Annotated in this window: 22 protein-coding genes; 9 read left to right on the forward strand and 13 right to left on the reverse strand. The window is 65.4% G+C overall.

Annotation, left to right across the window (positions count from 1 at the left end; all coding sequences use genetic code 11):
- Positions 1-114 precede the first annotated feature (114 nt).
- A complete protein-coding gene (locus QK290_RS05645) occupies positions 115-750 on the forward strand; it encodes a TetR/AcrR family transcriptional regulator (RefSeq protein WP_282329702.1) in 636 nt (211 codons plus the stop codon).
- A 199-nt stretch (positions 751-949) separates the two neighbouring features.
- Positions 950-1,168 (forward strand): hypothetical protein, encoded by a 219-nt coding sequence (locus tag QK290_RS05650; RefSeq protein WP_282329703.1) that lies wholly within the window; start codon positions 950-952, stop codon positions 1,166-1,168.
- Positions 1,169-1,173: 5 nt separating this feature from the next.
- Here the strand turns inward: QK290_RS05650 and QK290_RS05655 are convergent, their stop codons facing one another.
- The 5 genes from QK290_RS05655 to QK290_RS05675 form a co-directional block, all read right to left on the reverse strand.
- Positions 1,174-1,482 (reverse strand): hypothetical protein, encoded by a 309-nt coding sequence (locus QK290_RS05655; protein WP_282329704.1) that lies wholly within the window; start codon positions 1,480-1,482, stop codon positions 1,174-1,176.
- 397 nt (positions 1,483-1,879) lie between these two features.
- Positions 1,880-2,191: an AzlD domain-containing protein gene (locus tag QK290_RS05660; RefSeq protein WP_282329705.1), complete on the reverse strand. Its 312-nt coding sequence runs from the start codon at positions 2,189-2,191 to the stop codon at positions 1,880-1,882.
- Positions 2,188-3,003 carry an AzlC family ABC transporter permease gene (locus tag QK290_RS05665; RefSeq protein ID WP_282329706.1) on the reverse strand — a complete coding sequence of 272 codons (816 nt, stop codon included), beginning with the start codon at positions 3,001-3,003 and terminating at the stop codon, positions 2,188-2,190. Before QK290_RS05665 ends, QK290_RS05660 begins: the two co-directional genes overlap by 4 nt.
- Positions 3,000-3,488 carry a hypothetical protein gene (locus tag QK290_RS05670; protein WP_282329707.1) on the reverse strand — a complete coding sequence of 163 codons (489 nt, stop codon included), beginning with the start codon at positions 3,486-3,488 and terminating at the stop codon, positions 3,000-3,002. Before QK290_RS05670 ends, QK290_RS05665 begins: the two co-directional genes overlap by 4 nt.
- A 74-nt stretch (positions 3,489-3,562) precedes the next feature.
- Positions 3,563-4,471 carry a glycerophosphodiester phosphodiesterase family protein gene (locus QK290_RS05675; RefSeq protein WP_282329708.1) on the reverse strand — a complete coding sequence of 303 codons (909 nt, stop codon included), beginning with the start codon at positions 4,469-4,471 and terminating at the stop codon, positions 3,563-3,565.
- Between the two features lie 50 nt (positions 4,472-4,521).
- Between QK290_RS05675 and QK290_RS05680 the strand changes: the two genes are divergently transcribed.
- A complete protein-coding gene (locus QK290_RS05680; RefSeq protein WP_282329709.1) occupies positions 4,522-5,871 on the forward strand; it encodes a DUF445 domain-containing protein in 1,350 nt (449 codons plus the stop codon).
- Positions 5,872-5,961: 90 nt separating this feature from the next.
- Here QK290_RS05680 and QK290_RS05685 read toward each other — a convergent pair whose 3' ends face one another.
- The 5 genes from QK290_RS05685 to QK290_RS05705 form a co-directional block, all read right to left on the reverse strand.
- Positions 5,962-6,711 carry a 5-oxoprolinase subunit PxpA gene (locus tag QK290_RS05685; protein WP_282329710.1) on the reverse strand — a complete coding sequence of 250 codons (750 nt, stop codon included), beginning with the start codon at positions 6,709-6,711 and terminating at the stop codon, positions 5,962-5,964.
- Positions 6,701-7,504, reverse strand: coding sequence for a hypothetical protein (locus QK290_RS05690; protein ID WP_282329711.1), 804 nt, complete (start codon positions 7,502-7,504; stop codon positions 6,701-6,703). The genes QK290_RS05685 and QK290_RS05690 overlap by 11 nt, the downstream gene beginning before the upstream one ends.
- A 222-nt stretch (positions 7,505-7,726) precedes the next feature.
- Positions 7,727-10,069 carry a glycosyl hydrolase family 65 protein gene (locus tag QK290_RS05695; protein ID WP_282329712.1) on the reverse strand — a complete coding sequence of 781 codons (2,343 nt, stop codon included), beginning with the start codon at positions 10,067-10,069 and terminating at the stop codon, positions 7,727-7,729.
- An 80-nt stretch (positions 10,070-10,149) separates the two neighbouring features.
- Positions 10,150-10,968 carry an HAD-IA family hydrolase gene (locus QK290_RS05700; RefSeq protein WP_282329713.1) on the reverse strand — a complete coding sequence of 273 codons (819 nt, stop codon included), beginning with the start codon at positions 10,966-10,968 and terminating at the stop codon, positions 10,150-10,152.
- Positions 10,969-11,454: 486 nt separating this feature from the next.
- Positions 11,455-12,072: a phospholipase gene (locus QK290_RS05705; protein WP_282329714.1), complete on the reverse strand. Its 618-nt coding sequence runs from the start codon at positions 12,070-12,072 to the stop codon at positions 11,455-11,457.
- Between the two features lie 163 nt (positions 12,073-12,235).
- Here QK290_RS05705 and QK290_RS05710 point away from each other — a divergent pair, with 163 nt between their 5' ends.
- From QK290_RS05710 to QK290_RS05730, 5 genes are all read left to right on the forward strand, one after another.
- Positions 12,236-12,493, forward strand: coding sequence for a DUF6458 family protein (locus QK290_RS05710; protein WP_282329715.1), 258 nt, complete (start codon positions 12,236-12,238; stop codon positions 12,491-12,493).
- A gap of 304 nt (positions 12,494-12,797) precedes the next feature.
- Positions 12,798-13,601 carry a DeoR/GlpR family DNA-binding transcription regulator gene (locus tag QK290_RS05715; RefSeq protein ID WP_282329716.1) on the forward strand — a complete coding sequence of 268 codons (804 nt, stop codon included), beginning with the start codon at positions 12,798-12,800 and terminating at the stop codon, positions 13,599-13,601.
- Complete coding sequence (locus QK290_RS05720; RefSeq protein ID WP_282329717.1) at positions 13,598-14,647, forward strand: hexose kinase; 1,050 nt, start codon at positions 13,598-13,600, stop codon at positions 14,645-14,647. Before QK290_RS05715 ends, QK290_RS05720 begins: the two co-directional genes overlap by 4 nt.
- Positions 14,648-14,649: 2 nt before the next feature.
- On the forward strand, positions 14,650-16,710 hold the full coding sequence (locus QK290_RS05725; RefSeq protein ID WP_282329718.1) for a fructose-specific PTS transporter subunit EIIC: 2,061 nt from the start codon (positions 14,650-14,652) through the stop codon (positions 16,708-16,710).
- 67 nt (positions 16,711-16,777) lie between these two features.
- Positions 16,778-17,056, forward strand: coding sequence for an HPr family phosphocarrier protein (locus QK290_RS05730; RefSeq protein WP_193340868.1), 279 nt, complete (start codon positions 16,778-16,780; stop codon positions 17,054-17,056).
- 73 nt (positions 17,057-17,129) lie between these two features.
- Here the strand turns inward: QK290_RS05730 and QK290_RS05735 are convergent, their stop codons facing one another.
- Positions 17,130-17,561: an SRPBCC domain-containing protein gene (locus tag QK290_RS05735; RefSeq protein WP_282329720.1), complete on the reverse strand. Its 432-nt coding sequence runs from the start codon at positions 17,559-17,561 to the stop codon at positions 17,130-17,132.
- Entirely contained in the window at positions 17,561-18,406 is an 846-nt protein-coding gene (locus QK290_RS05740) for a class I SAM-dependent methyltransferase (protein WP_282329721.1), read from the reverse strand. The genes QK290_RS05735 and QK290_RS05740 overlap by 1 nt, the downstream gene beginning before the upstream one ends.
- 247 nt (positions 18,407-18,653) lie before the next feature.
- On the opposite strand from QK290_RS05740, the gene QK290_RS05745 reads away from it, so the two are divergent.
- Positions 18,654-18,920 carry a Rho termination factor N-terminal domain-containing protein gene (locus QK290_RS05745; RefSeq protein WP_282329722.1) on the forward strand — a complete coding sequence of 89 codons (267 nt, stop codon included), beginning with the start codon at positions 18,654-18,656 and terminating at the stop codon, positions 18,918-18,920.
- A 42-nt stretch (positions 18,921-18,962) separates the two neighbouring features.
- Here the strand turns inward: QK290_RS05745 and QK290_RS05750 are convergent, their stop codons facing one another.
- Positions 18,963-19,982 (reverse strand): Ku protein, encoded by a 1,020-nt coding sequence (locus QK290_RS05750; RefSeq protein ID WP_282329723.1) that lies wholly within the window; start codon positions 19,980-19,982, stop codon positions 18,963-18,965.
- Positions 19,983-19,999: the final 17 nt, after the last annotated feature.

Below are 19,999 nucleotides of genomic sequence, written 5' to 3' on the forward strand. Positions count from 1 at the left end.
AGTCTGTCATGCAGCCGAACCCGGAACGGGTTTGGCGAGGCCGGCAAAGCGTCACATAGCCGGCTACCCTCCGGTAACCATGATGGCTGGCTGCCGCATTGCTAACCTGAACGAATGAGCATTGCCGTCGTCCGCAAGCCACTACGCGCAGACGCTGCCCGGAACGTGGACAAGATCATCCTGGCCGCGCGCCGGTGCTTCCGGGAGCATGGCCCCGAGGTTCCACTCCAGACCATTGCGTTGACGGCGGGCGTTGGCCCGGCCACCCTGTTCCGGAACTTCGCCGACAAGGAGGAGCTGGTCCTGGCCGCCCTCAACCGGCAGCTCCGCGAGACCGTGGACCCCGTCATGGCAGGCGCGTTGGCTGACATCGACGCAACCGCGGGGCTGCTGCGCGTCCTCGAAGCCCTTATGGCCGCGGCCAGCGCTGATGCCAACCTGCTGGGCGCCGTTGCGGGCCGCCGCGAACTCCTCACCGGCATCACCGGCTCACTGATGGACTCCATGAGCGTCCTGCTGGACCGCGGCCAAGGTCAAGGCACCCTGCGTTCCGATATTTCCATGACTGACATGTTCCGCCTGCTCGCTATGCTGATCGGCGTTGTGGACACCATGGAACCGGGTTCCGATGCCTGGCGCCGCCCCTTGGCACTGATCGAGGATGCCATCCGCACTGAACGGCCCCACCGCCCGTTGCCCGCGCACGTACCGCTGCCCGCTCCGCAGTTGCAGGGTCCACAGTTCACCTGACACCCCACGCCTGACCAACCGCCGGTCCGGGTAAGCACTGCCTGCACCGAGCCACCGCGGCCCCACGTAACGACCCCCATTGTTGGTGCCCCAAGGTTGGATTAGACTCGGGTAGGGTTAAGCAGCCAGCCTCTGAATCTTCAGAGGGAGCAATAGTGAAACAAACGCGGCGCAACCAATCCAATGCCATCGTCCGCCGATGAACCAAGCCGACCTGTCCCGGCTCATCCACGACCCTCTAGGCCCGGAGAAGATCCTTCCTTCGTTGGCTGCTGAAGACCTGGCCAATCTGCTGGACACCCTCTTCCAAAACCTCGACACTCCCACCCCGGTGTTCGGTGCGCAGGTTTGGTACGAGCTGGGAGTTGAAGAAAGCGCCCGCCGGACCGGGTCGCCAGAGGATGAACAAACGGCCTGACCGGCCTACGACTGGGGTTCTTCAGTCGGGGTTTCCTGGCGCCCGGCGCTGTCTTTCCCCTCCGCCGCGGTGTGTTCCTTGCCATGCTTGTGCGGCGCATGATCATAGTCATGGGGCACATGCTCCTTGGCCTCCACCAGGTGCTGCTGCAGCTTCTCCTCTGCGTCGCGACGGCGCCGGGAAGTATCCCGCAGTTCCCGCGTCGATTCGGAGACGCTGGTGTCGTACACCGGACGCGGCTTCGGGTCCGAACCTTTGGGGTTATCGGTTCCGCTGCCTGGATCGGGTGCGTTGGGATCGGGCTCATCATTCATCTAAGGGGCTCCTTTAGGCGTTGCCTTCAGCCGTCCGGTTCCGTTTCCCGGATTCGGAGTTCGGCCCGAACCGCCGCGTGCAGGGCGGCCATATCCGCTCCCCGGCCGAGGTCCAGGGCCCGTCGTATGCGCTCGGAAAGTAGATCCAGGTCCTCGGGCGGAAGGTCGGCCAGGGACCGGAACCGGGTAAAGAAGCGCTTGACCGGCAGCCCTGCTCGCCAACCATCAAGTGCTGGACGGTGAGTCTTTCCGGGTTTTGCACCGGCTGGGTGCAGTCTTATCTCCATGGTCAGCGCTCTCAGGAGAGTGCACGGCCAACTGCATAGCCAGGCCCATGCTACAACGCATGTGAACCGCACCACCAGTAGTTTGATGCCGGTTTTCGCAAGATGGACAGTCAGTTCCAACCGATCAGCCGCAGCAGGGCTGCAGCACCGGCACCCACCACAACCACCACGAGGAAGGGCGCCCGAAAGGCCAGTGCGACGGCCGCGGCGGCGAGGGCTCCCAGCCGCGCGTCGGCGGCCAGCGTCTGGCCGGACGCCACAGTGTTGACGATGGTCAGCGATGCCAGCAATCCGATGGTCATGGTGCCGGCAATACGCGACGTCCGGGGGTCCTTCAGCAGCTTCGCCGGGACGAAATAGCCCACCAGCTTCCACGCATAGGCAAGGACGCACGCCAGCAGCAACCAGATCCAGAGATTCATGTGCCCGCCTGCCCCGTCTGGCCGTGGCCGTCCCCTTGCTTGTCGAGATGCGCGTCCACTTGATTGTCCCGGCGCGTGTTGTTGCTCCGGTCCCGGCGCCCGTGGTGCGGATGGTAGGGATCCACGTCCGGTTCCAGGCCTTCATCACTGCGTCCGTGGCTGAACCAGCCGATCAGCGCAGCCACGACGGCGGCAATCAGGATGGGCACGCCCGCGGGAACGAACGGCACGGCCACCACCGTGGCCAGGGCGCACACCACGGCAATCGCCGCCGGTTCCCGGCCCTTGAGCCTCGGCCACAGCAGAGCCAGGAATGCGGCCACCGCGGCACCGTCCAGGCCCCACTGCCCGGGATCGCCCAACCCGCTGCCGGCGAGGGCACCCACGGCGGTGAACAGGTTCCAGAGAATGTAGATGCCAATGCCGGCCGTCCAGAAACCCCGGCGTTGCTCATCAGGATCAGTCTGCCCGCTGCTGGTGGCGGTCGACTCGTCGATGGTGACCTGCGCCGCGACATAGCGCCGCCAGCCGGTCGGATGCAGGAGCGCGTTGAGCTGCATGCCGTAGATGCCGTTCCGCATGCCCAACAGCGTGGCCGCGCTCATGGCGGCAATACCGGATCCTCCGCCCGCCACCACACCGATGAACGCGAACTGGGAGCCGCCGCTGAAGAGCAGCAGGCTGAGGGCCATGGTTTGCCAGAAATCCAGTCCGGAGGTGACGGACAGCGCGCCGAAGGAAATCCCGTAAAGCCCCGTTGCAATGCTGATCGAGATTCCCACCCGCACGGCGGGCGAGGCGAGCAGCTTCACAGCCGTCGTCCCGGTTTCCGCAGGCTCCAGGCCCACAGGATCAGCGGCAGCTGAAGCGGCAGCCTGACAGTATGCACGTTGCGCTGCGCCGGCGAACCGGCAGGGCCATACGCGCGTCGAAGGGCGTCCACGTGCCCGGCCAGGAAGACCGTGAACAGTGCAGTCACGGCGGTTGCGGTTGCGCGGCGTGTGCCGGGTATCAAAAGTCCGACGGCGGCACCCGCCTCCAGCAGTCCGCTCACCGCAATCCATTCCTCCCGTGACATCACCGCCAGGGGCCGCCTAACGCCGTCAGGTGCTGGTATTTCGCGCCCCTCCGGCGACTGGCCGCCGGCAATTGGCGCCTCGCGGCAAAGGTAGTCAGGGACCACCTGTTCGAAGAACCGCGGCTCGCGGAAGTGCTTCATGGCGCTGGCCATCAGCAGCGCGCTCATGGCAGCCGCGGAGACTGTTTGGGTGGCCCGGGCGGACCAGCGAAAAGGCATGGGTCCACTCAATCACAGCGCCGCCCCGGCGGCTAAACAGCAGCGACCTAAACAACACGGCAGACAGCACCGGCTCAGGAGGGCAGCTGGACCTGTTGCCCGCTCGGCTGGAGCTGCGCCAGCACACTGCCAGGTTTGTTCGTGGTGATTTCGTGGATCCCCAGCCCCTGGCAGAGCGCCACGTCCCGCTCGGAATCCACGGTCCACACGCGGAAGCGGCGGCCGGATTCCAGCCAGCGCTGCACCGTCCGTGCGTGCTCGCGGACGTACATGATGCCCGGCCCCGCGAGTCCCACCTCGCAGTCATCCAGGATGCGTTCGCCTTCCAACTGCGCCGCCTTCATCAAATTGGCGATCGCGCCGCCAGCCAAGGGGCCCAGGCTCAGGTCGTCGCGGAGTTCGTCGACGTCGATGTCGTCCACCAACTGGCAGATGAATTCGGCCGGCACGCTCCGGAGCAGATGCTTCACCGAATCGGGGCTGAAGCTCATGAAGGTCACCCGGACGTTGTCCAGCATCGAAGTTCCGGCATCCCAGCCTTCGCGCCGGAGCACGCCCAGCACACGGTCTTCCAGTTTCAGCTGGTAGGGACTGGGGTGCTTGAACTCGATGGCCAGTCCAATGGGCCGGCCAACGCCGCGCAGGATGTTTAGGAGTTCCGGCAGGGTAAGAAACTGCTCAGACCGGGCACCGTATTCGTCCGGGATCCGAGCGCCCTTCCACGACGAAAAGTCCAGCAGCCGCAACTCCGCCAGCGTTCGGTCCGCGACCGGCCCGGTCCCGTCCGAGGTCCGGTCCAGGTTGGCGTCATGCAGCAGTACGGCGTGCTGGTCCCGGGTGAGGTGGACGTCGCACTCAACCCCGTCAGCGCCGTCGGCTATCGCCCGCAGGTATGCGGCGCGCGTGTGCTCGGCAAATGCCGCGCTGGCGCCCCGGTGAGCGAAAACCAGTGGCCTTTCCGGCACAGACTCCTCGAATGTCATGAGGACACGCTAGCGGACGAAGCCCGGCGGCGCGGGACTAGGCTGGGCACATGCAGGTGAACTCTGAGCCAACTACCCGCCAGCCCCCGCCCGGGCCCGCAGATCCCGCGCCGCGGTCCCCCAAGGCGAGTGCCGCCGTCGCCGGTCATCAGCTCAGCGCCGGGGACGCCGAAAAGGCGGCAGCGCTGCGGAAAATGAAGCTTCTGGCGCTGGGACTCCTCATTGCCATGGCGGTCATTTTTGTCTTCGCGTTCGCGCTGCAGAAGGAGTATCCGTGGCTGCAGTACGTCCGCGCCGCGGCTGAGGGCGGCATGGTGGGCGCGCTGGCCGACTGGTTCGCCGTCACCGCGCTCTTCAAGTACCCCATGGGCATCAAGATCCCGCACACCGCCATTATCCCGCGCCGCAAGGACCAGATCGGGGCGTCGCTCGGCGAATTTGTGGAGACCAACTTTCTGTCGGAACAGGTGGTCCAGGACAAGCTGGCCAGCGTAAACGTCGCCGGGAAGGCCGGGCAATGGCTCGCCGGGCCGGGTGGCGCCGAGCGGGTGGCGAAGGAGGGTGCCGCCGTCATCCGCGGTGCGTTCAAGGTGTTGAACGACGACGACGTCCAGGCGGTCATCGAGGGAATGGTGCGTATGCACCTGCTGACTCCGCCGTGGGGACCGCCCGTAGGCAGGATGGCGGAACGGATTTTCGCCGACGGGCACCATCACAAGCTGGTGGACCTGCTGGTGGACCGTGCCGCGGACTGGGTGGATGACAACCACGAAACCGTCAGCCGGCTGGTCTCGGACCGCTCCCCCACCTGGGTCCCGCAGTTTGTGGACGGGCTCGTGGGCGACAAGGTTTACGTGGAGATCCTCAAGTTCGCGCGCGCCGTGCAATCCGATCCGAACCACCAGGTGCGGCGGCAGATCGACAAGTACCTGAACGACCTCGCGCAGGATCTTCAGCACGATCCCGTCATGATCGACCGGGCCGAGGACATCAAGGCACAGGTTCTGGGAGACCCCGAGGTCCGCGAACTGGCCTCCCGCACCTGGGGAACCGTGAAGAGCGCCCTGCTGTCTGCGGTGGACGATCCGGACAGCGAGCTGACGGTGCGGTTCAAGTCGGCGGTGCGCGATTTCGGCTCACGCCTGGTGAACGACGCGGAACTGGCCGGCAAGGTCAACGCCTGGATCGGCGATGCCGCCGGCTACCTGGTGCGGACCTACCGCTCCGACATCGCAGGCGTGATCACCGATACCGTGGCCCGCTGGGATGCCGAGGAAACGTCGCAGAAAATCGAACTCCAGGTGGGCAAGGACCTGCAGTTCATCCGGATCAACGGCACCGTGGTGGGCTCACTGGCCGGGCTGGTCATCTTCAGCGCGGCGCACCTGGTCTTCGGCTGACCAGGCCCTTCCAAACCAACGCGGGGTCACTTACGGCCCATGTTGGCGCGCGGCATGGGCCGTAAGTGACCCCGCGTTGCAGTGGGCTGACTACGCGAAGGACTCCAGCTCTACGCCGGCCGCTTCGAGCCCGGCCCGAACACCGGCGGCCATCTCCACGGCCCCGGGGGTGTCGCCGTGGATGCACAGGGAGTCGGGCCTGACCTGAACCACCGTTCCGTCCACGGCCACAACTTCGCCCTTCGTCGCGAGCCGCACGGCCCGCTCAACGATCGAACCGACGTCGTGCAGGACCGCACCCGGCTGGGAGCGCGGCACCAAGGTCCCATCCGCCTGGTAGGCGCGGTCCACGAAGGCCTCAATAAACACCGGGTGGCCGGCTTCCTTGGCCTGGATCAGCAGTTGCGAGCCCGGCAGGCCGAGGATCGGCAGCCCGGGGTCGTAGGCCTGGATGGCGGCGACCACGGCAGAGGCCTGCTCGGCGTCGTGAACCAAGCGGTTGTACAGGGCGCCATGCGGCTTGACGTAGTCAACGGAGGCACCGACGGCGTGCGCCACGCCGTCGAGCGCGCCCAGCTGATAGAGCACGTCGCCGAAGAGCTCATCGAAGGACATGTCCAGGGACCGGCGGCCGAACCCGGCCAGGTCCCGATACCCCACGTGCGCACCGACGGTCACATCAAGTTCGAAAGCGGCACGGCAGCTGTCCAGCATGGTGATGGGGTCACCGGCGTGGAAACCACAGGCCACGTTCGCGCTGGTCACCAGCCCGAACATGGCGGCGTCGTCCCCCATGTTCCACGAGCCGAACGATTCGCCGAGATCAGCGTTAAGATCCAAGGTTGTTGCCCTCCAGAGTATGTATTTCCGGTTCCGCCGCCACGGCCTTGAGCTCCCCCGGGATGGTGTCCGGCATGGGGCCAAAGGCTTCCTTGGCGTTCGCCACCACGGCGCGGCCCATTATGAGGTTACCGGCACCGCCCACCACCGCACCGATGCCGAACGGAAGCGCCCGGCCAAGCAGCGCAGTGCCCTGGCGTTTGAGCAGGTTCTTGAGGAAGGCCTTCTGGATCTTGTTCCGAATGGCACCGAAGCCCGATGGCATGGACTTGGTCAGGACGTTGCCCCACGCCTGCGTCTGGCTGGCTCCCTTGCCCATGGCCTGGCCGCTCAACGTTCCCAGCAGTGCCGTGCCTTCTTCGCCCAGCATGATGGCCATGACCATGGTGCTGGCCTTTTCCGGGTTGGTCAGCCGGATGCCATGGAGTTCGGCCAGCGACGTGGCATAGAGGGCTGTGGCTTCCAGGAAGCCCACGGTAGCCGCAGCGGACAGGCCCAGGGAAGCCACAGTTCCGACGCCCGGCACAACGGCAGTTGCGCCAACGATTGCACCGCCGCCGGCCACCGCCCGAAGGTAGTCGCGTTCGAGGATCTCCGCGAGCTTGGCGGCACTGGCGCGCGGGTGTTTTCGTTGCAGCCGCCGGACGTAGGCGAGCACCAGCGGCCGCTGGATTTCAACTGCCCGGAGGAGCACGTTGTGGACGCCGGGTTTCGGTTTGCCGTCGGAGTCGAACACCGCGTTGTGGGCGGTCTCCTGTGCGATGCGTACTGCGGGATTTCTGCGCCTGGCCATGGTCACCTCTGCTTGTGTACTGCTTGTGTCCGCCGGCAGTTTTGGCTGCGGCCCTGCCTTAACACTAAGGGTGCTTAAGACTAATGCGGTTCCGGTCCCGGCCGATCCTAGATGCTGTGGACCCTGCTGTGGGCCTGCGTTTCCGTGCAAGCCAGCAGACGTGGAACGCACGACGGCGGCGGGAGACTGACGCTTCAGCCTCACCTAAGGCGCGCAGTCACTTCAGGCGCGAAACCCCACGATGGGGAGGCTCGCCGTCGGGGGCCCGCCGGGGAAGACAGTGCGTTCCGGAACTTCAAAGGGAGCAAGGGCAACCCGGACTGCTTCTTCACCAATGGTGTGCACCTGGCCGCGGACATCGACGTCGAGCGGTCCGCCGCTGCGGACGCTCAGCGTGAGTGCACCGGCGTCGAGCTCCACCAGCAGCAGCCGGCCTTGGATCTTCAGGTGGAAGGACAGCGTCTCCCACTCCGCCGGAAGCCTCGGATCGAAGTACGGCAGGTGGCCCTGGTCCCGGAGCCCGGCGAAGCCGGAGACCAGTGAGCTCCAGACTCCCCCGGTGGAAGCGATATGTACGCCGTCGATCGTGTTCCCGTGGGTGTCATCCAGGTCGATGAAGACGGCGTTCGTGAAGTGCTTCAGGGCAGCTTCGGGGTGACCCACTTCGGCAGCCATGATCCCCTGCACGCAGGCGGACAGGGTGGAATCGCCGGTGGTGATGGGGTCGTAGAAATCGAACGCGCGGCGCTTCTCATCTGCGGAGAAATCCTGCCACTGCAGGAACATGGCCAGCACGGTGTCTGCCTGCTTCAGTACCTGGTGCCGGTAGATCACCAGCGGGTGGAAGTTCAGCAGCAGCGGGTACTTGGACCGGGGAGTGGTCCAGTCCCACGGCTCCAGGGTCATGAAGTCGTTGTCCTGCGAATAGACCTGCAGGTCATCGTCGAACGGCAGCTGCATGCGGTTCGACGCCTGCTCCCACAGCTCGCGTTCGGCGTCGTCGATCCCCGCGTGGTCCAGCGCGGCGGCGGTGCGCAGGTTAAACCTTGCCATCACGTTGGTGTAGAGGTTGTCGTTGACAACGGCCGTGTATTCGTCCGGTCCGGTGACGCCGTGGATGTGGAAGAGCCCGTCTTTTCCGAAGAATCCCAGGGAGCTCCACATGCGGGCGGTTTCGATCAACAGCTCGGCACCCATGCCCTCGCGGAAGATTTCGTCGCCGCTGGCCCACAGGTAGCGGTTGGTGGCGAAGGCGATGGCCGCTGCGATGTGGAACTGCGCCGTGCCGGCGGCGTAATAGGCGCTGGCTTCAAGGCCGTTGATGGTGCGCCAAGGGAACAATGCGCCGTCCACGCTGAGTTCCTTGGCCCGGATCTTGGCGGCCGGCAGCATGTTGTGCCGGAACTCCAGGACCTGGCGGGCGCCGTCGGGGTTGGTGTACGTGAGGTAAGGCAGGAGGTAGACCTCCTGGTCCCAGAAATAGTGCCCCTCATAACCCGATCCTGTGACGCCCTTCGCGGGGATGCCGGCGACGTCGGCCCGCGCAGTGGCCTGGGCAAGCTGGAACAAGTTCCAGCGGATGGCCTGCTGGAGCTCGGGCTGGCCGCCCACCACGATGTCCGAGGTGTCCCAGTACGCGCGGTAATGCTCGCGGCTCTCGGCGAAGATGTCCTCCACAGACCGGAGCCCTGCCTCGGCGGCCTCCGCCGCGTCCCGTTCCGAGTCCTGGACGCCGCGGCCGGCGGCGTAGCTGACGCTCTTTTCCAGCCGGAACGGCTCCTGGGCACCTACCGCCAGGACATAGCGGACGCTGCTGTCATCCTCGCCCGCCACAGTCTCGAAAGGCTGGTGCCCGGCCGAGGTCCAATGGTCCACGGCAATTCCCACGCGCTGCCCGGATTCCGCCGCTTCCCAGGAGAGACGGAGCGAGCCGTCGCCGCCGTCGGACCTTACCGGCAGCAGGACCCGGCCGGCGTGCCGGCCCGCCCGGCGCGGGTCATGCGCCGAGTGGTCCTCCACAGGCTGGTCCTGGCGGTTGATGACGGACGACGTCACGTCGGCGGAAACCTCGCGGTCCGACGCCACTTCGAGCGAGATGCCCAGGCTGCCACGTGAGGCGAAGCCCACGGCGCGACGTTCGGTGGTGGTCACCGTGGCGCCGGACCGGCACAGCCAGGTGATGCGGCATTCGTAGATGCCGGTGGCGAAGTCAACGGAGCGGCGGTAATCCAGGACTGTCGATTCGGCGAGCATGAGGCTCTCACCGTCAATGATCACTGTGAAGTTGTTCGCATCCGGGATGTAAATGATCCGCTGTCCGGTCCGGGCGAAGCCGAATGCGTTCTCCGCGTGCTTGATCTCCCAGATCTCGTGCAGGCCATTGATGAAACTGCCCGGAAGATCGGCGTCCGCGGCCGCCCAGTGGGCGCCACGGATACCCAGATGCCCGTTGCCAAGGGCAAAGAGCGTTTCCAGCGTGCCCGCGCTGCCCGGCTGGTGGCGTGTTTCCACAAGCTGCCAGGGGGTGTTGGGGAACCGTTCACGGTCCGCAGTGATAAGAGCCATGGTGTTGGGGTCCTTTGGCGTTGTGCGGTGCGGGGAGGTGCTTCGTGCCTGAGGCCGGGGAGCGTCAGACGGCGATTGGGTTAGAGGAGCTCGTTGAGGTCGTTGACCACACGCGTGGCCCCGGCGTCGAGCAGGGTCTGCCGTCCGGCGCCGCGGTCCACGCCGATCACCGAGTGGAACTGCCCCGCATGTCCGGCCTGGACGCCCGAGACGGCGTCCTCGACCACCACGCATTCTTCGCTGGGCAGGCCCAACAGTTCCGCGGCGTACTGGTACGTGGCCGGGCTCGGCTTGCCGGGGAGGCCTTCGGCCGCAGCCACGACGCCGTCAACCACTATTTCGAAGTGCCTGTTCAAGCCTGCGGCCTTCAGGACAGCCGGAGCATTCCGGGACGAGGAGACGACGGCGACCTTGAGTCCGCGGCCCACCGCGGCTTCCAGGAAGCGCACCGAGCCTTCAAACGGCTCGACGCCGGCGCTGACGATGTCATTGAAGACCTTGTTCTTGCGGTTGCCCAGCCCCTGGACGGTGGCATCGGCGGGGTCCTGCCGGGTGGCATGCTGCCGGGCGGGGTCCTGCTGGGGAGCGTCCTGCCCGGCGCCCTCGGTGGGCGAGTGACCGGCAGTGCCGTCACTTGGCGCGCCTTCTGGCAGCACGATGCCGCGGGACGCCAGGAAGTCCCGGACTCCGTCGAACCTGGGCTTGCCGTCGATGTGATCGAAGTAGTCGTCCTCGCGGTAGCCGGGCACATCCGGACGTGACGCCAGGAAGCCCTCGAAAAGTTCCTTCCACGCCTGTTCGTGGACAGCGGCCGTGGGGGTCAGCACGCCGTCGAGGTCGAACAGGATGGCGGAGGCGGTGGTCCAGCTAGTGCTTTGGGTTTTCAGAACGTCAGTCATGCGCGGTGTCCTTTCAGACGGCGGGCAACAGGCGGGATGTCACGGGCGGGTTGTTACTGGGCGGTAGGTAAATAGGCAGAAAAGTAGAGCGGGCCCGAAAAGCGGGCAACAAGGAGGGTTCGAGCAGGAGCGGGGAGGGCGGCCACGATGCCACCGGGTCAGCAGGGGCGGCTGAGGGCCAAGGTGAAAACCTCGGCGGGCCGGTGGGCTGCTGTTGAACGTTTTCTTCCATCATGGGCGCCTTGGCACGGCCTGACAACTTGGCGGACGCGGGGCGGTGGCGCAAGGCAGGCAGGAGGCATGGCACGTGGCATGGGTCCGGCTTCCCTCTTCGATGGTTTCAGTGACCCGCAAGAGTGGGCCACCGACGAGTGTAAGCGCTTACAGATTTGGCGTGCAACTGTTTTTTCCCATGGTGCGATACCGGGCACACGCCCTGCGGGGTAGGGATTTCAGCCCCCGCATGCCGTTGAGTGGAGCAGGTAGTCAGCCGAGCACGTAGTGGCGCAGGAAGGCGCTGACGTCCACCATCTCCGTCTTGCTCATGGCGTGGCCCATGCCCGGATATGTCCTGGCGGTCAGCCGGGTCTTTTCGTTCAGCCATTGTCCGGTGTAGGCCGTTGCGTCCTCATTGATCACCAGGTCCGCCTTGTCCCGACCCCAGAAGAAGGGCGGCGGGGCCGTGAAGGATTCGGTCAGCGACAGCAGTTCGCTTTCCAGCACAAAACCGGAGAGGCCCACCGTTGCCTGGTAATCCGAGGGATGAAGGCGCAGCAGCGTGCTGGCCATGGCCATTCCCTGGGAATAGCCCAACAGGCTGACGCTGCTGTGCTGGCCCCGGACGGAGTTGATCCACGTCTGGACGGTGTTGGTGGCCGTGATGACATCCGCGAAATCGTTGGCCAGGAAGTAGTCCAGGAGGAACCAGCCGTAGTGGTCGCCGATCACCATGGGCGCCCGCAGCGCAGCACAAGTGAACTCGGCCGGGAGGTATTCAAACAGCCGCACCATTCGGGACTCGTCCGTGCCGTAGCCATGCATCATGACCAGCAGCGGCGTGCCGGCCCGTTCAGCCTCCGGCTTGGACCAAACAACTGTCTCCATCAGATCAGCCTAACCAGCGCCCGGCTCCTGAACAGCCAAGACGCTGGCGCGCCCCGGGCGGCCCAATCATTGAATCGTGCCCCGTCGGACTGTAGCGTGAGCGTAAGGCAGCATGCTTATCAACTTTGGCACCACACGTACTCGCACAACTAAGGAGCAAGTCATGAGAATCGGTTCCTCCATTTTCCTTATTGCACTCGGTGCCATCCTGGCCTGGGCCGTAGCCCCGGGGCTGATCCCCTTCATAGACCAGGTCCTGATTGGATACATCCTGATGGCCGTTGGTGTGATCGGGCTGATCACCTCCCTCATCCTGGCCTCACCGGGCCGCAGCCGCCGGGTCAGCGAAACCCGGTCGGTGGTGGATCCCAACACCGGCGAGCGCATCACCCGCAACGAAAGCCGCGACGGCGGCATCTAGGCTTCAAAACCACCCGGAAGCCGGGCCCGACCGAAAAGGTCGGGCCCGGCTTTTGCGTTGCCGGCTAACACACGCCCAACCCGACTCGCACCCGCCCCGCCCCGCGAGTTTTTGTCCACTTATCCGGAGTTTCGGGCCGTTCGACTCGCAATATGTGGACAAAAACTCCAAGCAGTTCTGCCCTTTTGTGGTTTTCATTGACAAACCAACACATACAAAGATAAAGTCAAGTAATTCAACATCATGTGATGCCAGTCACTGGATTTCAGGGCTGGGATTCAGCACTTTACGCAATGGAGGGTATGTGTTTGCCGAGGAGCGCCAGCAGAAGATAGCCGAGCTTGTTGCCGGCACCGGCCGGGTGAGCGTGACCCTGCTGGCTGAGCGTTTCCGCATCACCACCGAAACTGTCCGCCGCGACCTGGCCGCCCTCGAAAGCACCGGCACTGTGCGCCGTGTCCACGGCGGAGCGGTTTCCGCCGACCGCTTCAGCACCACCGAGGAAAGCATCAACGAACGGACCATCCAGCGCCCGGACCAGAAGGTGCGCATCGCCCAGGCGGCCCTGGCCCTGATCCCCCGGGCCACGTCCGGCAGCATCCTGCTCGACGCCGGTTCCACCACTGAAGCGTTGGCTGACCTTCTCGCCCGGCGCACCGCCGTCGAGCCTTCCGCTACCGGACCCGGCGCCGAACTGGTAGTCATCACCCACGCCGTCCCCATCGCGGCGAAGCTGTCCAGCGCGCCCGGCGTCGCCCTCCAAATCCTGGGCGGCAGGGTGCGCGGGCTCACCCAGGCCGCGGTGGGGCAGGTAACTGTGGAAGCGGCGCAGCGGTTGCGCCCCGACGTCGCTTTCATCGGCACCAATGGCATCCACGCCAGCTTTGGCCTTAGCACTCCCGATCCTGAAGAAGCCGCCGTCAAGGCGGCCTTCGTCCATTCGGCGCACCGCATCGTAGTGCTGGCCGATTCCTCCAAGCTGGACGTGGAAACCCTGGTCCAGTTCGCCTCCCTGAAAGATCTGGACACCTTGATTACAGACAGCGAGCCCAGCCCCGAACTCGCGGCAGCCCTGACCGAGGCCGGCGTTGACGTGGTGATCGCATGATTGTCACCTTCACGGCCAACCCCAGCCTGGACCGCACGGTGGCCCTGCCCGGCCCCCTGGCACGCGGCGAAGTCCAACGCGCGGTCTCGGTCAGCCAGGAATCCGGCGGCAAGGGCGTCAACGTTTCCCGCGCCCTGGTCGCCTCCGGCCTGGAGACTATCGCGGTGCTTCCGGGCGCTGAGAATGATCCCGTCCTCGCCGGGCTGCTCCACGATGGCGTGCCGTTCGCGGCTCTTCCCATCGAACAGCCGCTGCGCACCAACGTGGCACTCACCGAGCCTGGTGGCGTGACCACCAAGATCAACGAGCCCGGACCCATCATGGACGCAGACCAGCAGGAAGCCCTGATCGGCCTGCTGCTGGAACGCGCCCGCGGCGCCAGCTGGGTGGTCATGGCAGGCTCCCTGCCGCCGGGCTTCCCGGCCGACTTCTACGCGACCGTCACCCGGCGGCTGCGCAGCGGCGCCGGGTCGGGCGCTGGTATCGGAGCCGACGGCGGTGCGCCGCTGATCGCCGTCGACTCCTCCGGCGGCCCGCTCGTCGCCGCCGTCTCCGGCCCCTCGCCGGACGGCACGGCACAGCATGGCACTTCACAGAACGGTGTGTCCGGGAAACCGGACCTCCTCAAACCCAACGCCGAGGAACTGGCGGAACTGGCTGCTGCAGCCGGCTTCGCTACGGCGTCCACCGCAGACGAACTTGAAGCGGATCCGGAGGCCGCTGCAGCGGCCGCCGCCGCCGTCGTACGTTCAGGTGTGGGTGCTGTGCTGGCAACGCTCGGATCCAAGGGAGCTGTCCTGGTAACGGCCGACGGCGCGTGGCTGGCCACGCATCCGCCGGTCGCCGCGGTCAGCACGGTCGGTGCGGGCGATTCGTCGCTGGCCGGCTACCTGCTCGCCCATGGCCAGGGCGCCGCCCCGGCCGATTGCCTCCGTCAGGCAGTGGCACATGGTGCCGCCGCCGCCTCCCTGCCGGGTTCCACTGTCCCGGCAGTCCACCAAACCACCCCGGATGCCGTAACCATCACGGCTCTTCGAAAGGATTGACAGTGACTCAGCTCATCACCACCGACCTGGTCGTGCTCGACCAGAACCTGGGCACCTCGCCCGAGGACGTGATCCGGCACCTGGCCAGCACAGTAGCTGCCACCGGCCGCGCGTCAGAAGTCGAAGGCCTCTTCGCCGATGCCTTCGCCCGCGAACAGAAGACCGCCACCGGCATCCCCGGCGGCCTCGCCATCCCGCACTGCCGCTCTGCTGCGGTCATCGAACCCACGCTGGCGATGGCCCGGCTCAACCCCAAGGTGGACTTCGGCGCCAAGGACGGGCCCGCGGACCTGGTCTTCTTTATCGCCGCGCCGGACGGCGCGGACCAGGAGCACCTGCAGCTGCTGTCCAAGCTGGCACGGTCCCTGATCAAAAAGGATTTCACTGCGGCACTCCGCAATGCGTCTTCGCGGGAAGAGGTCGTGGCACTGGTGGACGGCGCTTTGGCGGACAAGCCGGCGGCCCACGCAGCCGCTGCGGTTGCCGAAGCTGCGCCCGCTGCTGCTGTTGCCGGTGCTGTTGCTACTGGCTCAACCACCGCTGGCCCCAGGCGTCTGGTGGCCGTGACCGCGTGCCCCACCGGCATCGCCCACACCTACATGGCCGCCGATTCACTCGTGGCCGCAGCCCAGGAAATGGGCGTGGACCTGCAGGTTGAGACCCAGGGTTCCTCCGGGGCCAAGCCGCTTGACCCTGCAGTCATTGCCGCCGCCGAAGCCGTGATCTTTGCCGTGGACGTGGATGTCCGCGGCAAGGAGCGCTTCGCTGGCAAGCCCGTCATCAACGCCCCCGTCAAGCGCGGCATCGACGAGCCGGCCAAGATGGTCCAGGAGGCGCTCGCTGCCGCCGACAATCCGAATGCGCGCCGAGTCCCCCACTTCGGGGCCGAGGAACAGGCTGAGAACGAGGCCACCGAAAAGGGCGAACACATCGGCCAAAAGCTGAAGAAGGCACTCCTCACCGGTGTCAGCTACATGATCCCGTTCGTCGCCGGTGGCGGCCTCCTGATCGCGTTGGGCTTCCTGATGGGTGGCTACCTCATCACAAAGTACGCGGACACCATCGTGGTGGACAACAGCATTTTCAACCTGCCCACAGAATTCCCTGAGAACGCGTGGGGCCCGCTCGGTGCGTACCTCGGTGCGGTCTTGTTCAAGATCGGCGCCTTGTCGCTCGGATTCCTGGTACCCGCACTGGCCGGATATATCGCGTATGCGATTGCCGACCGGCCAGGCATCGCACCGGGTTTCGTTGCCGGCGCCGTTGCCGGCTTTATGGGCGCAGGCTTCCTAGGCGGTATCGTCGGAGGTCTCCTGGCCGGTTACATCGCGCACGTTATCGGCCAACTTCAGGTTGCCCGCTGGCTGCGCGGCCTGATGCCCGTGGTGATCATCCCCCTGGCGGCTTCCATCGTGGCCTCAGGCCTCATGTTCCTGATCCTGGGCGCTCCGATCGTCGCCATCACTGTTGGGCTGAACTCCTTCCTGTCCGGCCTGACCGGTGCCAGCGCCATAGCCCTCGGCATCATCCTTGGCCTGATGATGTGCTTCGACCTCGGCGGTCCGGTCAATAAGGTCGCCTATGCCTTCGCCGTCGCTGGCCTGGGTGCCGCAACGCTGGACAATCAGGCACCGTGGCAGATTATGGCGGCCGTCATGGCGTCCGGCATGGTTCCGCCGCTGGCAATGGCCCTTGCGTCCACGGTCCTGGACAAAAAGCGCTTTAGCTTGGCTGAGCGCGAGAACGGCAAAGCCGCCTGGCTGCTGGGGGCATCCTTCATCTCCGAAGGCGCCATTCCCTTCGCCGCTGCGGACCCGCTCCGCGTCATCCCGGCCAGCATGCTGGGCGGAGCCGTCACCGGCGCCATCTCCATGGCGGCCGGTGTAGGGTCAAAAGCCCCGCACGGCGGTCTCTTTGTCTTCTTCGCCATCGACAACTTCCTGATGTTCGTTGTCTCTATCATTGTCGGAACGGTCGTCACCGCCCTGTCAGTGATCGCTCTCAAGCGCTGGGCCGTCCGCCAGCCCGCCGCTACCGTTGAGTCGGTTCTAGTAACGGTCTGACCGGCCGCACCGCACCACCACCCCCGGCGCTGAACCAACGGACTCGCCGAAAGTCAAAGGAGCACAAATGTCAGAACGCACCGCAACCGTCGCCAGCCGAGTAGGCCTGCACGCCCGCCCCGCCGCCATCTTTGCCGAGGCCGCCGGCGAGTTCGATCTGGACATCACCATCGCCCGCCAGGGCGAGCCGGTGGATGAGGCAATGGACGCCGCCAGCATCCTGTCCCTCATGAGCCTGGGTGCCGCCCACGGCGATGTTGTGGTGCTCCGCGCAGAAGGTACCGGCGCGGATGACGCCCTGGAGCGTCTGGTCCAGATCCTGGAAACGGATCACGACGCCGAGTAAACAGCCTGACCCCAGCGGCCGCCGTCGCGCCTGTCCCCTCTCCTGGGAAGGTACGACGGCGGCCGCTGGTTTCTTAGCCGCGTTCTGCGATCTTCTTGACGTCCGCCACGAGCATGTCCCACATGCCCTTGGAGTGTTCGGCTGCGTCTTCGCCGGCGTTGTTGTCCTGCGAGAGCGTGAGTGTTGTTGCACCGCCCTGGCCCTCCAGGGTCCAGGTGAGCGTGTGGTAATTTTCCGGCTTGTCTTCCTGACCGCCCAGCGGGCTGAAGTGCGTGTGGACCAGTCTTCGTCCGGGGTCTACCTCGAGGATCTCGCCCTTATCTTCGTAGGGTTTGCCTTCCCACTGCCCGCGCCAGGCCATGGGGCTTCCTTCCGTCCAGTCGGTTTCCAGGTCCGCGCCGAACATAAACTCCTTGACGGCGGCCGGATCAGTGATGACCTTCCAGACGCGGTCCGCCGGAGCTTCGATGGTGATGGTGGATGTGGCCACATGGTTCCCGGGCACTATCGGGCCTCCTTGGCGGTCAACAGCAGATATTCCCATTCCATTTGCCATACGGCATCGCCGTGGGCCTCGCCAAAGGAATCGGCCAGTTCGGTGAGCGCTTTGTCCAGGGCCTGCGCCTTGTCCTTGTCATCGCCAATGAACTTATAGACCGAGATGGTGGGGCCGTAGTGGGACTTGAAGTACCGCAGGAAGTCCTCCGGCTGGTGGAAACTGCGGATGGCCAGCGAACGCTTCTTCGCCTGGATATCGGTGATCCTGCTCCCGAAGAGTTCCCGCACGTGATCCTCGCTCCCCCACAGCGGCGGCGGCTGGGCGCCGGGCGAAGGCGGCGGCGCGAACGGCTTCATGGTGGCAAACATCCTTCCGATGAAGCCTTCGGGCGTCCAGTTGAGCAGGCCGATGGTGCCGCCGGGTTTGCACACCCTGACAATTTCGTCCGCTCCGGCCTGATGGTGCGGAGCGAACATCACGCCCAGGCAGGACGTGACCACGTCAAACGAATTGTCCTCGAACGGCAGCGCCTCGGCGTCCGCTTCCACCCATTCAAGCCCGACGCCGCGATCGGCAGCCTGCCGACGCCCGGCGGAGAACAGTTCCGGGGTGAGGTCGCTGGCCACCACATGCGCGCCCATCATGGCTGCAGGGATGGCCGCGTTGCCGGCGCCGGCGGCCACGTCCAAAACGTGCTGCTTCGGCTTGATTCCGCAGGCATCAACCAGAATGGCTCCGAGGTCCTGCACCAGCTCACTGGCCAGTGCCGGGTAATCCCCTGAGGCCCACATGGTCCGGTGCTTTTGCTTCAATGCCCGGTCGGCCTCGTCTACGTCCGCATTGTCATTCATGGTGGCGCCCCTCTCCTTTGACAGGCTTTCCCTTGACAGGCTTCAAGTGATAGCAGGCTGTTCCACAGGGCTGTAATGCGACCCATTGTGGCCGCATCAGGGCGGGCTGTAAAGCGCCTGGAGCTAAAGGACCAACACGGAAGCAAGCAACCTTACTGCTTCCTTGTGTTTCCAGAGTCCCGGAATTAGCGTGGAAGCCTGACCAGCCAATACGGTGCTCATCCCGGACCCGGCGAAGGAGGACCACATGCCCGGCAAGAAGAACCCGAGCCTGAAAGATCCTGAACTGTACGAGGAACTGCGGGACGACGGCGCGTCCAAGCAGAAGGCCGCCCGCATCTCGAACGCGGCCGCCAACAAAGGCCGCTCAGCGGTAGGACGCAAGGGTGGGAAAGCCGGCGATTACGACGATTGGACCGTCCCGCAACTAAAGGCCAAAGCCAAGGAGATAGGCCTCGCTGGTTACTCAGCCAAAAAGAAAAGCGAGCTTATCTCCGCCCTGCGGAGCTCTTAGGTGGCGGCCATCCCCACCACCACAGACTGCTCGCGGACTGCTCTAAGCGCCCTTTCGCGCCCGCGCTGTGGCACCCTTCGCCGCGGGCTTCGCGGCGGAGGCCTTGGTTCCGGAGGACTTCGCGGGAGCATTCCTCGTACTTGCAGTCTTGGCACCGGCTGTGGCGGGAGCCTTCGCGCCGGAACTGTCGGCACTCGCTTCCGTGTCGTCGTCGTCCGCGTCTCCGGAGGCCGTATCCCCGGAGCCCGCATCCGCAGACGCGGCAGCCTTCCCGCGGCCGCGTTTCCGCTCCAGGCTGCGCTTCAGCGCCTCCATCAGGTCGATGACCTCGCCGTTGCCACCCTCACCCGCTTCTGCGCCGAACGTTTCGTCGGTATCGAGCGAATCGCCCTTCTCCAGCTTGGCCTCGATGAGCTTCCGGAGCTGCACCTGATAGTCATCAGTGAAGTGCCCGGGTTCGAAATCGGCGGCCATGGACTCCACCAGGGCAGCGGACATTTCGCGTTCCTGTGCCGAAATCCGGAGGGACGTGTCCAGGGCCGGGAAGCTGGCCTCCCGGACCTCGTCGGGCCACAGCAGGGACTGCAGGACCAGTACGTCGTCCTTGATGCGCAGCGCCCCCAGCCTGGTCTTTTCGCGCAGGGCAAACTGGACGATGGCCACGCGGTCCGTATCCTCGAGCGCACGGCGCAGCAGCACGTAGGCCTTTGGCGACTTGGAATCCGGCTCCAGGTAGTAGCTCTTCTCGAACATCATGGGTTCGAGCTGCTCCGACGGAACAAACTGGACCACCTCAATCTCGTGGCTGTTCTCCGCCGGGATGGATTTGAGCTCGTCCTTGGACAGGACCACCGTCCGGCCGTCGTCCTCAAAGGCCTTGTCAATGTCCGAATAGTCGATGATCTTGCTGCACACCTCGCAGCGGCGCTGGTACCGGATCCGGCCGCCGTCGGCATTGTGGACCTGGTGGAGGCTGATGTCGTGGTCCTCGGTGGCGCTGTAGACCTTCACGGGCACGTTCACCAGGCCAAACGCGATGGCACCTTTCCAGATGGCTCTCATCCCTCAAGTGAACATCA

This window comes from Pseudarthrobacter sp. AL07, assembly GCF_029960665.1.
Lineage (GTDB): Bacteria > Actinomycetota > Actinomycetes > Actinomycetales > Micrococcaceae > Arthrobacter.

What these genes read in the sequence shown, in the direction of transcription:
- QK290_RS05675 (WP_282329708.1), bottom strand. Translation starts at nt 4,471, where the DNA reads ATGACATTCGAGGAGTCTGTGCCGGAAAGGCCACTGGTTTTCGCTCAC.
- QK290_RS05700 (WP_282329713.1), bottom strand. Translation starts at nt 10,968, where the DNA reads ATGACTGACGTTCTGAAAACCCAAAGCACTAGCTGGACCACCGCCTCC.
- QK290_RS05710 (WP_282329715.1), top strand. Translation starts at nt 12,236, where the DNA reads ATGAGAATCGGTTCCTCCATTTTCCTTATTGCACTCGGTGCCATCCTG.
- QK290_RS05650 (WP_282329703.1), top strand. Translation starts at nt 950, where the DNA reads ATGAACCAAGCCGACCTGTCCCGGCTCATCCACGACCCTCTAGGCCCG.
- QK290_RS05680 (WP_282329709.1), top strand. Translation starts at nt 4,522, where the DNA reads ATGCAGGTGAACTCTGAGCCAACTACCCGCCAGCCCCCGCCCGGGCCC.
- QK290_RS05655 (WP_282329704.1), bottom strand. Translation starts at nt 1,482, where the DNA reads ATGAATGATGAGCCCGATCCCAACGCACCCGATCCAGGCAGCGGAACC.
- QK290_RS05730 (WP_193340868.1), top strand. Translation starts at nt 16,778, where the DNA reads ATGTCAGAACGCACCGCAACCGTCGCCAGCCGAGTAGGCCTGCACGCC.
- QK290_RS05740 (WP_282329721.1), bottom strand. Translation starts at nt 18,406, where the DNA reads ATGAATGACAATGCGGACGTAGACGAGGCCGACCGGGCATTGAAGCAA.
- QK290_RS05745 (WP_282329722.1), top strand. Translation starts at nt 18,654, where the DNA reads ATGCCCGGCAAGAAGAACCCGAGCCTGAAAGATCCTGAACTGTACGAG.
- QK290_RS05660 (WP_282329705.1), bottom strand. Translation starts at nt 2,191, where the DNA reads ATGAATCTCTGGATCTGGTTGCTGCTGGCGTGCGTCCTTGCCTATGCG.
- QK290_RS05695 (WP_282329712.1), bottom strand. Translation starts at nt 10,069, where the DNA reads ATGGCTCTTATCACTGCGGACCGTGAACGGTTCCCCAACACCCCCTGG.
- QK290_RS05670 (WP_282329707.1), bottom strand. Translation starts at nt 3,488, where the DNA reads ATGCCTTTTCGCTGGTCCGCCCGGGCCACCCAAACAGTCTCCGCGGCT.
- QK290_RS05750 (WP_282329723.1), bottom strand. Translation starts at nt 19,982, where the DNA reads ATGAGAGCCATCTGGAAAGGTGCCATCGCGTTTGGCCTGGTGAACGTG.
- QK290_RS05705 (WP_282329714.1), bottom strand. Translation starts at nt 12,072, where the DNA reads ATGGAGACAGTTGTTTGGTCCAAGCCGGAGGCTGAACGGGCCGGCACG.
- QK290_RS05720 (WP_282329717.1), top strand. Translation starts at nt 13,598, where the DNA reads ATGATTGTCACCTTCACGGCCAACCCCAGCCTGGACCGCACGGTGGCC.
- QK290_RS05645 (WP_282329702.1), top strand. Translation starts at nt 115, where the DNA reads ATGAGCATTGCCGTCGTCCGCAAGCCACTACGCGCAGACGCTGCCCGG.
- QK290_RS05690 (WP_282329711.1), bottom strand. Translation starts at nt 7,504, where the DNA reads ATGGCCAGGCGCAGAAATCCCGCAGTACGCATCGCACAGGAGACCGCC.